The organism is Cytophagales bacterium (assembly GCA_033344775.1).
Taxonomy (GTDB): Bacteria; Bacteroidota; Bacteroidia; order Cytophagales; family Cyclobacteriaceae; genus JAWPMT01.
This window is the reverse complement of the sequence record JAWPMT010000004.1, coordinates 698,302-712,597: the sequence shown is the minus strand read 5'-3', so window position 1 is coordinate 712,597 and position 14,296 is coordinate 698,302. Positions and strand designations below refer to the sequence as shown.

At 45.4% G+C, this 14,296-nt stretch carries 16 protein-coding genes; 10 read left to right on the top strand and 6 right to left on the bottom strand.

Features of this window, described 5'->3' with window-relative positions; genetic code table 11:
- Positions 1 to 103 precede the first annotated feature (103 nt).
- The 5 genes from R8G66_11730 (at position 104) to R8G66_11710 (ending at position 3,253) form a co-directional block, all read left to right on the top strand.
- Positions 104 to 310 (top strand): hypothetical protein, encoded by a 207-nt coding sequence (locus tag R8G66_11730; protein MDW3193032.1) that lies wholly within the window; start codon positions 104 to 106, stop codon positions 308 to 310.
- An 89-nt stretch (positions 311 to 399) separates the two neighbouring features.
- Positions 400 to 636 (top strand): hypothetical protein, encoded by a 237-nt coding sequence (locus R8G66_11725; GenBank protein ID MDW3193031.1) that lies wholly within the window; start codon positions 400 to 402, stop codon positions 634 to 636.
- Between the two features lie 187 nt (positions 637 to 823).
- A complete protein-coding gene (locus tag R8G66_11720) occupies positions 824 to 1,255 on the top strand; it encodes a DUF2141 domain-containing protein (GenBank protein ID MDW3193030.1) in 432 nt (143 codons plus the stop codon).
- Between the two features lie 28 nt (positions 1,256 to 1,283).
- Positions 1,284 to 2,336, top strand: a complete 1,053-nt coding sequence (locus tag R8G66_11715) for a hypothetical protein (protein ID MDW3193029.1) — start codon at positions 1,284 to 1,286, stop codon at positions 2,334 to 2,336.
- Entirely contained in the window at positions 2,333 to 3,253 is a 921-nt protein-coding gene (locus R8G66_11710; protein MDW3193028.1) for an isoaspartyl peptidase/L-asparaginase, read from the top strand. The genes R8G66_11715 and R8G66_11710 overlap by 4 nt, the downstream gene beginning before the upstream one ends.
- Positions 3,254 to 3,332: 79 nt before the next feature.
- Here the strand turns inward: R8G66_11710 and R8G66_11705 are convergent, their stop codons facing one another.
- Genes R8G66_11705 through R8G66_11680 form a run of 6 tightly spaced genes read right to left on the bottom strand, consistent with a single transcriptional unit; the run spans position 3,333 to position 6,535 of the window.
- Positions 3,333 to 3,806 (bottom strand): cupin domain-containing protein, encoded by a 474-nt coding sequence (locus tag R8G66_11705; protein MDW3193027.1) that lies wholly within the window; start codon positions 3,804 to 3,806, stop codon positions 3,333 to 3,335.
- A gap of 20 nt (positions 3,807 to 3,826) precedes the next feature.
- Positions 3,827 to 4,201: a glyoxalase superfamily protein gene (locus tag R8G66_11700; GenBank protein MDW3193026.1), complete on the bottom strand. Its 375-nt coding sequence runs from the start codon at positions 4,199 to 4,201 to the stop codon at positions 3,827 to 3,829.
- A gap of 9 nt (positions 4,202 to 4,210) precedes the next feature.
- Complete coding sequence (locus R8G66_11695) at positions 4,211 to 4,657, bottom strand: hypothetical protein (protein MDW3193025.1); 447 nt, start codon at positions 4,655 to 4,657, stop codon at positions 4,211 to 4,213.
- A complete protein-coding gene (locus R8G66_11690) occupies positions 4,654 to 4,872 on the bottom strand; it encodes a GDCCVxC domain-containing (seleno)protein (protein ID MDW3193024.1) in 219 nt (72 codons plus the stop codon). Before R8G66_11690 ends, R8G66_11695 begins: the two co-directional genes overlap by 4 nt.
- A 2-nt stretch (positions 4,873 to 4,874) precedes the next feature.
- Positions 4,875 to 6,176: a mercuric transport protein MerTP gene (gene merTP, locus R8G66_11685; GenBank protein MDW3193023.1), complete on the bottom strand. Its 1,302-nt coding sequence runs from the start codon at positions 6,174 to 6,176 to the stop codon at positions 4,875 to 4,877.
- Entirely contained in the window at positions 6,173 to 6,535 is a 363-nt protein-coding gene (locus tag R8G66_11680; protein ID MDW3193022.1) for a metalloregulator ArsR/SmtB family transcription factor, read from the bottom strand. The genes merTP and R8G66_11680 overlap by 4 nt, the downstream gene beginning before the upstream one ends.
- Positions 6,536 to 6,685: 150 nt before the next feature.
- On the opposite strand from R8G66_11680, the gene R8G66_11675 reads away from it, so the two are divergent.
- From R8G66_11675 to R8G66_11655, 5 genes are all read left to right on the top strand, one after another.
- Entirely contained in the window at positions 6,686 to 6,904 is a 219-nt protein-coding gene (locus R8G66_11675; GenBank protein MDW3193021.1) for a DUF4396 domain-containing protein, read from the top strand.
- A gap of 47 nt (positions 6,905 to 6,951) precedes the next feature.
- Positions 6,952 to 7,353: a hypothetical protein gene (locus R8G66_11670; GenBank protein ID MDW3193020.1), complete on the top strand. Its 402-nt coding sequence runs from the start codon at positions 6,952 to 6,954 to the stop codon at positions 7,351 to 7,353.
- Positions 7,354 to 7,441: 88 nt separating this feature from the next.
- A complete protein-coding gene (locus R8G66_11665; protein ID MDW3193019.1) occupies positions 7,442 to 11,257 on the top strand; it encodes an efflux RND transporter permease subunit in 3,816 nt (1,271 codons plus the stop codon).
- Complete coding sequence (locus R8G66_11660; protein MDW3193018.1) at positions 11,254 to 12,477, top strand: TolC family protein; 1,224 nt, start codon at positions 11,254 to 11,256, stop codon at positions 12,475 to 12,477. The genes R8G66_11665 and R8G66_11660 overlap by 4 nt, the downstream gene beginning before the upstream one ends.
- Entirely contained in the window at positions 12,474 to 14,276 is a 1,803-nt protein-coding gene (locus R8G66_11655; GenBank protein ID MDW3193017.1) for an efflux RND transporter periplasmic adaptor subunit, read from the top strand. The genes R8G66_11660 and R8G66_11655 overlap by 4 nt, the downstream gene beginning before the upstream one ends.
- Positions 14,277 to 14,296 lie beyond the last annotated feature (20 nt).

Below are 14,296 nucleotides of genomic sequence, written 5' to 3'. Positions count from 1 at the left end.
ATGAGCATAAGCGTAGACATACAAAGTAAAGGATGGATACTGTTATGCGAATTCCATCAGGGCCGCCTGGCGGTGGCAAATGAAAGCAGACCATACACATGACATGAAAAAGCTAATTCAATCAAGTAGCAGTTCGCTTATCGAAAAGCTTACGGTAGAGATGAATGCCTTGATATCTGTTTTAAAGAACCCGACACTTCGGGTAAGCGATGGGCTAAAACGCAGATATTTTAATCGGCTTGACGCAATCATGGAGGAGATCAAAAACCTCAAGGTCGTGCGTGCTTTTGAAGATCGAAATAGTGCCTAATAAATTCATCAAAAAAAGTTCTCTTACAGATGTGACTTTTCATGAAATCTCAAGTCTAAAAATCACCTAAATCTGAAATGCGAATACCAATGAAGCATTCGTACCTGGAATATTCGAAGCTGATCTTGTCCAAGGTGGCATTTGATCCAAACTTGTTTTTGAAGGAGTACCAAAAATCATTGAAGTATTTGAACGATACTGAGCAATTGCAGCTCAATACATGGGTCATCAGTATGGGAGTTCGGTTTGACAGCAGTGTGAGATTTCCATCGATTGATCCAGGATTAGAAGAGGTCGCCCAGGTGCGACCTTCTAACCTAAACTGAGAAGACATGATCGAACCTGAGAGAAGGCAGTTTTTTAAAAGATATAATTCAGCGGTCACCTATGTGAAGATGACCAGCAATTTGTTTTCTATTGAAGAACAAAGCTTTAGGGCATTGTCCATATCTAAAATGATGCCTTCCACCCACTCAGGAAGAGAACATTCCCTGGTTATTTATTTGAATTGAGATGATCACCCTATTTGTCAATCTGCTGCTGCTAAATCCTTTTGTAACTACGCCAGAAGCAACCACACTGACCATTCGTTTTGAGAACATTCGCTTCCATGAGGGGCATATCCTTGTTGGCGTGTATAAAGATGAAGACAGCTGGTCGCGACGTACTCCTGAAAGAGAATTCATTATTTCAAAGCAGGATATCAAAGACGGATCTCTCACGGTAACACTCAACGATTTTGAGCCGGGATTTTATGGCCTGGCCTTTCTTGACGATGAAAATGGTAATGAGATCGTAGACATGGGCATGATTTTCCCCAAGGAAGGTTTTGGCTTTTCGAATTATTATCACTGCTCTATCTCTTTCCCAAAGTTCAAAGACTTCATTTTTAATTTCCCTGAAAAAAGGGACATCAACGTCAAATTTCGATACTTAAAATTCTAATCATAATTAAACTGTAATTCACACTGCAATGAACAAATTGTACAGGGGTTTCAGACTCCCCAGTGCAGCCTATACAGTGCCTAGAAAAGCACTAAAGGGCTACATTGAAATTGATCGAGCACCTCAAATCGGAGACCTGGTTTACGGCCAGGTAGATACGATTGGCCAGCACAACTCGCTTGAGAATAGTCAGGGGCGTATCCACACGATACATCCCGGCACGAAAGCGGTTTTCATATTTGGCAATCGCTATGCGCCTGACTATTATGAAGGATTGATCCCTGGAGATTCAAATTTCGAATCGCTTGATTTGCTGGCTCGGTCTGGTGTAGTTGGCACAGTGGTTTCTAAAAGTGGTAAGGTCATTTCTCCTACGGTGATCAAACCCCTGGGATATGTCTGTGATGCGAATGGTGAAGTGGTGAACACGCGTCAATTCAACTTGATCAAGCCGAAGAATGAAACGAAAAAGACACCCAGAGCAAAACTGATTTTGGCAGTCGGTACGGCGATGAACTCTGGTAAAAGTGCGGCCGCAACTGCTTGCGTGTTTGCCTTGAGTGTGCATGATAAAGAGGTTCGTGCTTCTAAGGTGACGGGTACGGCAAGCTTGAAGGACATTTTGAGCATGAATGATGCCGGTGCTACCCATTTCTCTGATTTCTCCTACATGGGTTATCCGAGTACTTACATGCTTAAGGAAGAGGAAGTAGTGGATGTATTCAATAAGTTGGATCTGAAATACGCGAACAACAAGGATAACTATTGGATAGTAGAATTTGCGGACGGGATCAATCAAAGAGAGACGGCCATGTTACTCCAACATCCAGACATCAGGGATCGGATTCATAAGCTCATTTTCTGTGCGGCCGATTCTTTCGGAGCGATTGGTGGACTGGAAGTATTGAAAAATAAATTTAACCTTGTGCCTGATGCAATCTCTGGTGTTTGTTCTAGCTCTCCACTGCACATTAAGGAGTTGAGTGAATACACGGACATCCCCGTTTTCAATAGCTTGAACATCAAATCAGAAGAATTGTATAAGATCCTAAGTACGCCAAGAAAACGAAAGCCTAAGTGAAACCATTTGCCATTGCGATTCATGGAGGAGCCGGAACGGTCTCCAAGACCAAAATGACCAAATGGAAGATTGAAGCGTACCAACAGATACTTTCGCGAGCTTACACGGTAGGATATAAGACACTCGAAAAAGGCGGTTCTTCCCTGGAAGCGGTTGCCGAGGCTGTATTGATCATGGAAGACTCTTCTTTGTTCAATGCGGGGAAAGGATCTGTTTTTACCAACCAGGGAGAATTTGAAATGGATGCGGCCATCATGGATGGTCGCAAACTTCAGGCGGGTGCCGTGGCTGGTGTTTCGCAAGTCAAGAATCCAATTTTGTTGGCGGATTGTGTGATGAAGAAGTCCAAGCACGTCCTGATCAGTGGTGAACAAGCTCTGGAGTATGCCAAAGAACAGGGCCTTATCATTGAATCAAAAGACTACTTCTACGATGAGTTCCGATACAAACAATGGCAACGTGCCTTACAAAAGGACAAAGTAGAACTGGATCACGATGAGGAGAAGTTTGGAACGGTTGGAGCCGTGGCCCTGGACAAAAAAGGGAACCTGGCCGCTGCTACTTCAACCGGAGGGATGGTAAATAAGAAATATGGCAGGATCGGCGATAGTCCATTGATCGGCGTGGGCACTTATGCCAATAATGAAAGTTGTGCCATTTCCTGCACCGGTCACGGAGAGTATTTCATGCGTTCGGTAGTTGCTCATGACATATCTGCCCGGATGCTATATCAGGGTCAAACCTTGCAGCAAGCTACTCATGAGGTGATCATGGAGCGAATGCCTGCGATGGGCGGACGAGGTGGTTTGATTGGAGTAGACAAGCAAGGAAATGTAGTCTTACCATTCAACACCAAAGGGATGTATCGTGGCTTCAAGAGCTATATCGGAGAGGAGTTCGTAGGGATATTTGAGTGATTGCAAGAGATTGATTTTCGTAAGTATTGGTTTGAATTTCATTTATTTCTCTAAGCATTAATGGAAAAGTATACAGGCGTTATTGCTTTAATTTTTCGGCCACTTCATCATAGTATTCCTGAGTTAATACCTCCGTCCATTCGGTAGGTTTTCCCCCTCCATATATAGCCAAATAGGTAACATCGCTAAACTTGGTCGAAGAATGCCAGTGTTCCGTGTCTTTCTCACATTTGATGATATCTCCTTCTTTAAGGATTACAGGCTCATTTCCTCTCTCCTGATAATAAGCTTCTCCCCCCACAATGATCAGGACCTGCGCAGAACTATGTTTATGCCAGTCTAATGTAGAGTTCGCCTTAAAAGTTGCTTTTGTAATGTTGTAGTCCAACCCCTCTTCATCGTGCAGAATTGCATTTAACCAGGCTTCTCCCAGGTAGTGTGTATTTGGCGCTTTGGTGCCCTCTGTTAAGTAAGAAGAGACGCGATATTCAGAGTTTTGAGCAACTACTGCTAGAGAGTTCAAAAGCAGAAAGAAGAGTGTGGAATTTTTCATTTTATTTTTTTGGGTCTTTTTTATTTTCTGGGTTTCCTCTTTTCGTTAAAAACGAGCTTGTTGTGAAAAGGGTCGGTTACTTCCATGCAGAGATTTTTCCATGGAGCTTTATCGAGGCCAGGGTTGTTGTATTTGTATTGCTTCTTTTTGAGGCCTTTATGATATTCCTTCAGGCCAGTGCAGTTTATGAAAATCTTGGCTCCAGGTGAAGCGTCTCCGTGATGTTCCGAAAGATGGAGTACAATTCCTCCTCTGGATATCTGGATGTACAGTGGTGCATCATCATGGAACTTGTGTTCCCAATCAATTTCAAATCCCAACCATTCCACATAGAATTCAATGGCCTTTTTGTAATCAAAGACCCTCAGAATTGGAATGATCTCTTGTGCTTCCATTTGAGGAAGTTAGTGAAGATTTCTCTCACACCAATCGATGGGTGAGAATAGAAGGCAGGCAAGATGCGTGTGCTTTCCTGTAAAGACTCCCGGTATGGACATTACTTCGCACCCTGGATCGGCGCGAACTGCTGCCAGAATTAGAGATATAGAAAGAAAGGTTAGTGCACCAGTTGCCGCCGGTCCTCCATAGCCCAGAAAGAAAACACTGAGAAAAGGGCCGAAAGCCAGTAGAGCTCCGGTTACCCTGCCTATTGCAGGTTTATACTTGAGGATCAATAGGTGTAATAAAGAATAGAATGCGGCTAGGCCTAAAGTCCATAAAAGTCTGGTTCCCACTCCGGACCATGGAACGTCTCCGTAAACCGGCCAAACTTCTGTGACAAAGAAAATTCCGAGACCTAATCTGAAGATACGGCCTAAGGGAAGTGCTCTATGTGTCTTCGTGGGACTCATGTGCTACAACACCCCGAACCTTCTTGTATGGGAGGGCATTTTTCAGTTCCGTAAGAGCAGTAAACACAACAATCTCCTGCTTTAGGTTTCAAGACTTCATGGCAGTTTTCGCATTCATAAAAGAATTGACAAGCATCGGTAGGCATGGTGTCTTCTTTTTGGTGTCCGCATTTTGGACAGGTAATCGTAGATTCCAGAATGATTTCAGCAGGCATGGTTATGACTTCTTTAGGAGTTTGCAAGTAGAGCTGCAATCCGAATGGCTGCAGTTTTTAGACGCAGAGGAGCAAGCCGTCCAAAGTTCATTCAGCGATGGCATATTGCCTTCTCCGAGTAAGTTCTCCCCATAAGCGATGATTTCAGTTAACCTGCCTTTATAGGCTGAGGCATCACCAAGCTCTTCAGTGGACTCGTAGCTGAGAAAGAATTTATAAAACGTATCAGTCGCTTTATTCCTGAGCTTACTTTCGTTTGTTGCTGAAAGTGTGGTTTTCTTCTTGATAGGTTGAAGGATTTGCTCTGCGATAATTCCAGCTTCCTCTTTACTCAATTGGTCCACATCGGAATGTCTTAGCCACCCTTCTTTTTGATTAAAGGAGTCATAGTTGGTAGCATAGTCGGTCATCAACAGTTCACTGGCATTTATCTGGTGTTTGGTGAAAACCGAATTGACTACTTGTCTTCTTGCTTTGAATTCAGCGTTTTCAAGCCAGACTACAGCGATCACGGTTCCAGTTCTGTTTAACCAAGCTTCCTGCACGTTCGCATCATTGTCGAAATCCTGCAGAATGGGCTTAGCCTTGCTGCCACATCCAATAGTTGGTGCTGCATTGCAGATCAGAGGAACTTTGTAAAATGATAGGTGGTCAGGGGTGTTTACAGCCGCCAGATTGTTTTGTCCTTCCACTACGGTATATCCGGTTTTATTGATTGCTGCAACAATCTCTGCTCGCTCAACTTTCGACGATAAAAATTCAATAGAAGCATTGCCCTCAGCATAAGAGGCATCTACTGATTGTATACCTGCTAGTTTACCAACTTCATATTTAATGTGGCTCTCACAGCCAGCGCAGGTCATGCCTTTGACGTCCAATACAATCTTGTGGACCTTGGACGTATCCTGTGCTAACAAATAGGTAGGTAATGAACTTTGATTGGGGCTGTCAGGATAAAAGACATGTGCGTAACTGGGAAAGGCAAGCATCAGCATGGCGAAAGCAGTGACGAAACTCAGGAATTTCTTGGACTGCCAAAAGCTTGGTTTCTGATCTTCCTCACAGTCGCATTGGATTTCTTCTGCGGTCCTGGGCTTTAATTGCTGATACCAGGCAAATCCCAATACTCCTACGGTTAACATGATGAGAAAAGGACGGAAAGGCTCCATCCAAGAAAATGTGGCTGCAATACTGCCAACTCCAGCCAGCAAAGAAAACACTGGGGTGATACAACAGAGAGAGGCTACCAAAGCGGCCAACAGACTAGCTCCTGCACTCTTTGAGGATGTGTTTGAAGTACTCATAAAACTGTCTCTTTTTCTTTAGATAAGCTCTCAAGCACGGGTTTAATGATCTGTGCATTTTCTACAATAGAATAAAATACAGTTTGACCCACTTTCTTATCTTTAACAATGCCTCCGTCTTTGAGTTTTCGGAGGTGCTGTGAAATTCCACCCACGGAGATTTCCAGGATGTCGCTCAGGTCACATGGGCACATTTCACCTTCCTTGAAAAGGAGATAGAGAATCTTGAATCTGGCTGCATTGCCGGCCAGATTGAAAATCTTAGTTAGGGTGTTGAGTGGGGTTTCGAGCTCTTGAAGCTCATCTTTACATTGTTTGATCTGTACGGGATCAGCCAGAACTCTAATGCAGGTGCTCATGCTTTAATATTTTAGCAATTACTAAAACACTAAGATATGAAAAAGGTTTCAGTATTTTAGTAAAGACTTAAATAATGAATCATTGTAAGTTTGATCACCTCGATTACACTGGAGATTATTCTACTAAAATATTAGGAACAGTTCAATTGGATGTTTGCTCTGAAAACTGCGTTTGGAATGTCTTTCATTTCCATAGTGGCCATGGAGCTGGCCATGACCGGAACGGATTTCATGATCATCGGAGGTAAGACAGCCTTTGATGACATTTGGTATTGGTTAGCGTTGGTTCCTGCTTTGGTAGTGGGTTTCATCACTCCTTTGCCTTACAATTATTACAAGTTGAAAAAGTACAATAAGGCTTGTCATTGAGTGACATGAAAAACCACAAGATTCAAATTCCGTATCTTTACAGCTGAATGCACCTATTCAAGAACATAGTGACCGTATTAATGGCAGCACTGCTACTGACTACCTCGGTAGGGGTAACGCTGCATAGGCACTATTGCATGGGTAGATTAATGGATACCTCTATCAATCATCCTGCAGCTTCTTGTATGTCCATGATGGATATGGGAGATTCGTCAGATGCGATGGGCTGTTGTAAGGATACGGTTGAAGAATTCAAGGTGGACGACCTGCAAAAAGCAAACTTTGATTTCAACGCTACTCCTGATTTGAATCTGCTGGCGGTTGTTACTTACGTGCTTGTTAATTTCAAGCTATTCTCAACGGTCACCGCACAAAAACAATTTCTCAACTACAAGCCTCCTTTGATTGCTCAGGACGTCCCTGTTCTCGTGCAGTCCTTCCTTCTATAAGTTTTAGCATGTACCTGTCACACAGGTATAGGCATCCCTTGATGCCTCAATGATTCTATTGTTCAATTCATAAACATTGAATGATGCTATGCTTAATCATATCATTAAATTTTTCTTAGAGAAGAAGCTGGTCACGTTGTTAGTGGCTGTTTCTCTCATCACATGGGGCATTGCCACGGCACCGTTTAATTGGGAATCAGATACGATCCCAAGAGATCCGGTACCCGTAGATGCGATCCCCGATATTGGTGAAAACCAACAAATTGTATACACGGAGTGGATGGGCCGCTCACCGCAGGATATGGAGGATCAGGTTTCGTATCCGCTAACCACTGCGCTACTAGGCATTCCTGGCGTGAAGACCATCCGAAGTAACTCCATTTTCGGGCTATCTAGTATCTACCTCATTTTCGAAGAAGGGGTCGAGTTCTATTGGAGCCGATCAAGAATACTAGAAAAGCTAAACTCACTTCCCTCCGGAACATTACCAGAGGGCGTTCAACCTGCGCTAGGCCCTGATGCTACGGCGTTGGGGCAAATTTTCTGGTACACGCTGGAAGGTCGTGATGAAGCAGGACGTCCAGCTGGTGGTTGGGATCCACAGGAATTGCGTTCCATCCAGGACTTTTATATCAAATATGGACTCTCTTCTGCAGCAGGTGTTTCGGAGGTAGCCTCTATCGGAGGGTATGTAAAAGAGTACCAGGTAGAGATAGATCCCACGGCCATGAAAAGCTATGATGTGGATGTGGCCGATATCATGAATGCTGTGAAGAAAAGCAACATGGATGTGGGTGCCAGGACGCTGGAGTTCAATAAGGCCGAATATCTAGTCAGAGGCCTGGGGTACATCAAGAATATCTCCGATCTGGAAGAAGCGGTGGTTCTGGCCAGGAACAATATACCCATACGCATCAAGGATGTGGCCAGGGTTCAACTGGGGCCAGCCACGCGTCGTGGGGGTCTGGATAAAGCCGGTGCGGAAGCAGTAGGTGCAGTAGTTGTTGCCCGGTATGGTTCCAATCCTCTGGAGGTAATCAATAGTGTGAAGGCCAAGATAGAGGAGCTTGCTCCCGGCTTACCTTCCAAAACACTGGCTGATGGTACGGTTTCCAAAGTCACGATCGTTCCTTTTTACGATCGCACTGGATTGATCAAGGAAACTCTCGGGACGCTAGAAGAAGCCTTGTCTCTGGAAGTGTTGATCAGTGTGATCGTGGTGATCATTCTGGTCATTAACCTGAGGGCGTCTATTCTGATCTCCAGTCTTCTACCTATTGGGGTATTGATGACTTTCATTGCCATGCGCTATTTTGGCGTGTCGGCCAATATCGTAGCACTATCGGGTATTGCGATTGCCATTGGTGTGATGGTGGATGTGGGTGTTGTGTTCACTGAGAACATCATTAGGCACCTTCAAATGCCCGAGAACAAAGACCTGGATTCACCGGGTCGACTTCAGGTCATTTATACGGCCACAACTGAAGTAGCTTCGGCTGTAATCACAGCGTTGGCAACTACGGTGATCAGTTTCATTCCTGTATTTGCCTTGCAGGCCCAAGAGGGGAAACTGTTTCAACCTTTAGCATTTACCAAGACGTTTGCGTTACTCGCTGCCCTGTTCATTGGGTTGGTGATCATTCCGGCTTTTGCACATTGGATCTTCTCTTTGAATTTCGGAAAAGACAAGGCTCGAAAGTTCTGGAACTTAGGACTGATCCTATTGGGCATTGTCATCTACTTCTTCATTCCCTGGGCTGGAATTGTATTAGCCATCATGGGTGTTAATAATTTCTTTGAAGACCGATGGAAAGGTAAATGGACGTGGGTTCCGGCTTATCTCAATATTGCGGTAGTCCTGCTCACGGTGCTGTACTTTCTCACCAAAGAGTGGTTGCCACTTGGAGCGGGTTACAGCTGGTTCCTGAACTTCCTGTTTGTAGGTTTGATCATTGTAATGGTGCTAGGGATTCTTCTCACAGTGGTCCGATACTACACCAGGATATTGAGCTGGTGCCTGGAACATAAATGGCAATTTCTTACGCTGCCTTTAGTGATCCTGGTCTTTGGTCTCCTTTCCTGGCAGGGGTTTGATCGGGCTTTCGGCTTTGTAGCCAGGGGAGCCCATTCGGTCAATTGGGATGTTCGGGAGTCTGGTTTCTGGGCTTCTATGAGCACGACCTTTCCGGGTGTGGGTAAAGAGTTTATGCCACCTCTGGACGAAGGTTCGTATTTGCTTATGCCGACCACCATGCCGCACTCTGGCGTTCAGGAAAACATCGAAACCATCCAGTTGCTGGATCAATTGGTGACATCTATTCCTGAGGTTGAAATGACCGTTGGGAAATGGGGACGCGTTGCTTCTGCGCTCGATCCTGCACCTATTTCCATGTTTGAAAATGTGATCAACTACAATCCGGAATATGTCCTGGATGAAGATGGCCACCGCATGCGATTCAGAGTTAATGACGAAGGGCATTTTGAATTGTCGAATGGTGAGACTTTCGAATGGCAAAGTGAAGCGTTAGCAGGTTTTAACTCGGACTTATTGATCCCGGCATCCAGTGGGCAATACTTTCGTCAATGGCGTGAGCACATTCAATCTCCCGATGACATTTGGGACGAGATTGTGAACATGGCCAACATCCCTGGCATGACCTCAGCGCCGAAGCTGCAGCCTATTGCCACACGGTTGGTGATGCTTTCAACGGGTATGAGAGCACCGATGGGAATGAAAATCTATGGTCCTGATCTGGAATCGATAGAAGCAGTCGGGTTTGACATGGAAACATTCTTAAAACAAATACCTGGTGTTAAACCAAGTTCGGTTTTTGCGGATCGCGTGGTTGGCAAGCCTTATCTGGAGATCAAAATCAATCGGCCAGCCATTGCTCGATACGGGTTGAGTGTTGCAGACATGCAGATGTATATCGGCGTAGCGGTCGGTGGTAATGCTCAGACCACTACCGTAGAAGGACGTGAGCGCTATCAGGTGAGGGTAAGATATGCCCGAGAACTTCGTGACAATCCTGATGACCTGATTAATATTCTAATTCCTACTCCCACGGGCGTGCAAGTGCCTTTGAAGGAACTGGCAGAATTGCAATATGTCCGTGGACCACAGAACATCAAGAGTGAAGATACCTTCCTGGTGGGCTATGTGATCTTCGATAAGGAAGATGGATATGCGGAGGTGGATGTAGTAGAAAATGCGCAAGCCTACCTCAATGAACAGATCGCCAATGGTGCATTGCAGATTCCAATGGGTGTAAGCTACAAGTTTGCTGGTAACTATGAAAACCAGATCCGAGCCACCAAAAGGTTGTCTATTGTGATCCCTATCAGCTTAATGGCCATTCTGCTCATTCTGTATTTTCAGTTTGGCAAGCTTCAACCCACATTGATGGTCTTTTCAGGGGTCTTTGTGGCCTTTGCCGGAGGGTTCATTTTCATCTGGCTATATGGTCAGGATTGGTTCCTGAATTTTTCACTCTTTGGTGCAGACATGCGTGACCTCTTCCAGGTACAGACCATTAATCTAAGTGTGGCTGTTTGGGTGGGATTCATAGCCTTGTTTGGTGTGGCTACTGACGATGGCGTGATCATGGGTACATATCTGAAGCAACACCTGGAGCGTGAAAAACCTAACTCCGTTGAGGGTGTGAGAGCTGCCGTATTGCATGCCGGTCAACAACGGGTAAGGCCTGCTATGATGACTGCAGCTACTACCGTAATTGCCTTGCTTCCCGTTCTGACTTCTACAGGTAAGGGATCGGATATCATGGTGCCCATGGCCATCCCTACGTTCGGGGGCATGATCATCCAGGTGATCACCATGTTCGTGGTGCCGGTCTTGTACTGCATGTGGCAGGAACGTCAACTAAAATCAAATCCAGAGTCATGAGAAAAGTAGTCATAGTATTCATCATCATGATGCCTTTTTTGGCTGTCAGCCAGGTGGAGCCTTATCTAACCCTTGCGGCTGAGCACAATCCCGGATTGAAAGCAAAATTCAATGATTACCTGGCTGCCATGGAACGGATCCCGCAGGCACAGACCTTGCCAGATCCGCAGGTTACTTTCGGTTTATTCGTGCAGCCGGTGGAGACTAGGGTTGGTCCTCAACGGGCTAGTCTAGCGGTCAGTCAATCGTTCCCCTGGTTCGGGACTTTGAAAGCGCAGGGCGCTGTGGCTACAGAGATGGCCGATGCCAAGCTTAAGCTATTTGAGGATGCGAAACTTCAACTATTCAGTGAAGTTCGGATGGCCTACGATCAACTTTTTTTAATGGATAGATCGATAGCGCTTACGAAAGAGAACCTGGATATACTAAGTTCTTTTAAGGAACTAGCCAGGGTGAATTTTGAGAGTGGAAAAACCGGATTTGTCAATGTACTTCGGGTAGAGATGGAGGAAAAAGAACTCCAGACCAAGCTTGCCTATTGGGTGGACAGTAGGGCTGCTGCTATGATCGCTTTTGAGAAGTTGTTGAATGCGTCTGTGGAGGCTATCCAATTTGGCGATTCCCTTCAGGTCATTGAGTTGACCTTAGACAAGCAAGTGCTTTACGATAGCATCATCATTGGAAATTCTAAACTTCAGAGTATCCGATCCATGGTCCGGTCGAAAGAAGAACTCTTGAAAGTGACGGAGCTGAATGGTAAGCCCTCCTTTACTCTGGGAGCGAGCTATGTCAATATCAGTGAACGTTCAGGTGTGGAACTTCCCGACAATGGTCAGGATGCGTTTGTGTTTCCTCAGGTGGGTTTGAAAATTCCCATCTATCGAAAGAAATACAAAGCACAGGAAACTCAGGTCACTCTTGAAAAGGAGGGGCTTGAATACCAAATCGAGGAGCAGAATAATCGGTTAGTAACTGCCCTGGAAGTGTTCATCCGGGATCACCTGGATGCGAAGCGCAGGGTGGTGCTTTATCAGAACCTGCACGACCTGGCTGGTCGTTCATTGTCGTTGTTACAAACAGAGTTTACGACGGGAACGGCAGACTTTGAGGAGGTCTTGCGAATGGAGCGAAAGCTCCTGACATATCAATTGGAAATTGAGAAAGCACGAGTTGAAACCAATCGTGCGATTTATCAAATCAATTACATCATCGGAAAATGAAAAAGATCAATATAAAACAAGTACTTATCGGGATCGCCCTTCTAGTTATTGGCGTGTTCCTCGGTAGCGTATTCTTCGGTGGACCTGGTAATTCGATGGCTCATGAAGGGCATGAGTATGAAACCGTGGCTGAAGTATGGACTTGCAGTATGCACCCACAGGTGCGTGAAGATGGTCCTGGAAGTTGTCCATTCTGTGGAATGGACCTGATACCGCTCTCATCTAATGAACAAGAAGCGGTGAATATGGACGAGATTCAAATGACAGAAGCGGCCATGATGATGGCTTCCATCCAAACCGTAAGTGTGACAAAATCCGAGCCTACAAAGCAGGTTTATCTTCCTGGGAAGATTGAGGCGGATGAAAGGAGTATTGCCAAAGTCACGGCACACTTTGATGGACGTGTAGAACGACTGTATGCGGACTTTACAGGGCAGTACATCCGTCAGGGTCAACGTCTTGCTACTATGTACTCACCCGACCTGGTAACGGCGCAAAAGGAGCTTTTTGAAGCGTTGAAGTTCAAGGATTCAAATCCCTCGTTTTATGAGGCGGCCATCCAGAAACTGAAACTTTGGGAGCTTACAGAGTCGCAGATTGAGGCTATAGTAGAGAAAGGGGAACCCCAGTTTTACTTTGATGTGCACGCTCCTCGTTCGGGTACTATCATGACCCGAAATGTGAGTAAGGGCGAACATGTGATGGATGGAAGTGTCCTCTTTGAGATCGCCAACCTGAACAGGTTATGGGTGCTATTTGACGCCTACGAAAGTGATTTACCCTGGATTCGTACTGGAGACTCCATATCTTTTAAAGTACAGTCCATTCCGGGACAAACCTTTGAAAGTGTGGTGACCTTCATTGATCCGGTAGTCAATAAGCAAACCCGTACTGCTGCAGTACGCACAGAGATCAGGAACATTGACAATTTGTTGAAACCTGAGATGTTTGTGGAAGGAACAGTGGAGGCAGGCCTGACCATGGGAGAGGGGGCTGTTCTGGTGCCAAAATCTGCCATTCTCTGGACTGGAAAAAGGGCAGTCGCGTATGTGAAGCGTCCGAACTACAGTCAGCCTACCTTTCAATTCAGAGAGGTGGAACTAGGTCCTGATGCCGGAGACTACTATGTAGTGAATGCCGGACTGGAGGAAGATGAAGAAGTGGCTGCCAATGGTGTTTTCAAGATTGATGCAGCGGCTCAACTTCAAGGAAAGACCTCCATGATGAATCGCCAGACGGCCAGTCCCATGGGTGGCAAGTCATCAACTGGTCATGATCATGGAGGAATGGAAGATCACTCTGGTCATGATATGAGTCATCCTGAAGTGAATATTTCCGGAGACCTATATGAAGTGAGTGCGGCATTTCGTGATCAGTTGAAGACTGTTTTCGAGACCTATCTACCTCTGAAAGATGCGCTGGTTGAAACAGATGCCTCCACGGCCAAAGAAAAGGCTGAGCCACTTCTAGCCTCTATCAATGCAGTAGACATGTCCCTGGTGAAAGGTGATGCACATGTCGAGTGGATGAAAGACTTGAATGTCCTGAAAACTACGGCAGAAATGATTGTTTCCGAATCGGATGTTGAAAAAATCCGAACTACACTTTCGCCGCTAAGCGACCAGCTGTACGAAACCCTGGTCAAGTTTCAGGTAGAAACCGGAGGATTTCGCCAGTACTGCCCCATGGCCTTTGATTTCAAAGGTGCTTTCTGGCTTAGTAATTCGGACAGTGTACTCAACCCATATTTCGGAGATGAAATGCTCACCTGTGGCAACGTCGAAGAAGAATTAAAATGACCCTCAACCCTAAGAAATTA

Bases quoted from the DNA above. Each gene is read 5' to 3' on its own strand.
- R8G66_11730 (MDW3193032.1), top strand. From the start codon at position 104: ATGAAAAAGCTAATTCAATCAAGTAGCAGTTCGCTTATCGAAAAGCTT.
- R8G66_11725 (MDW3193031.1), top strand. From the start codon at position 400: ATGAAGCATTCGTACCTGGAATATTCGAAGCTGATCTTGTCCAAGGTG.
- R8G66_11720 (MDW3193030.1), top strand. From the start codon at position 824: ATGATCACCCTATTTGTCAATCTGCTGCTGCTAAATCCTTTTGTAACT.
- R8G66_11715 (MDW3193029.1), top strand. From the start codon at position 1,284: ATGAACAAATTGTACAGGGGTTTCAGACTCCCCAGTGCAGCCTATACA.
- R8G66_11705 (MDW3193027.1), bottom strand. From the start codon at position 3,806: ATGAAAAATTCCACACTCTTCTTTCTGCTTTTGAACTCTCTAGCAGTA.
- R8G66_11700 (MDW3193026.1), bottom strand. From the start codon at position 4,201: ATGGAAGCACAAGAGATCATTCCAATTCTGAGGGTCTTTGATTACAAA.
- R8G66_11695 (MDW3193025.1), bottom strand. From the start codon at position 4,657: ATGAGTCCCACGAAGACACATAGAGCACTTCCCTTAGGCCGTATCTTC.
- R8G66_11690 (MDW3193024.1), bottom strand. From the start codon at position 4,872: ATGCCTGCTGAAATCATTCTGGAATCTACGATTACCTGTCCAAAATGC.
- merTP (MDW3193023.1), bottom strand. From the start codon at position 6,176: ATGAGTACTTCAAACACATCCTCAAAGAGTGCAGGAGCTAGTCTGTTG.
- R8G66_11680 (MDW3193022.1), bottom strand. From the start codon at position 6,535: ATGAGCACCTGCATTAGAGTTCTGGCTGATCCCGTACAGATCAAACAA.
- R8G66_11675 (MDW3193021.1), top strand. From the start codon at position 6,686: ATGTTTGCTCTGAAAACTGCGTTTGGAATGTCTTTCATTTCCATAGTG.
- R8G66_11670 (MDW3193020.1), top strand. From the start codon at position 6,952: ATGCACCTATTCAAGAACATAGTGACCGTATTAATGGCAGCACTGCTA.
- R8G66_11665 (MDW3193019.1), top strand. From the start codon at position 7,442: ATGCTTAATCATATCATTAAATTTTTCTTAGAGAAGAAGCTGGTCACG.
- R8G66_11660 (MDW3193018.1), top strand. From the start codon at position 11,254: ATGAGAAAAGTAGTCATAGTATTCATCATCATGATGCCTTTTTTGGCT.
- R8G66_11655 (MDW3193017.1), top strand. From the start codon at position 12,474: ATGAAAAAGATCAATATAAAACAAGTACTTATCGGGATCGCCCTTCTA.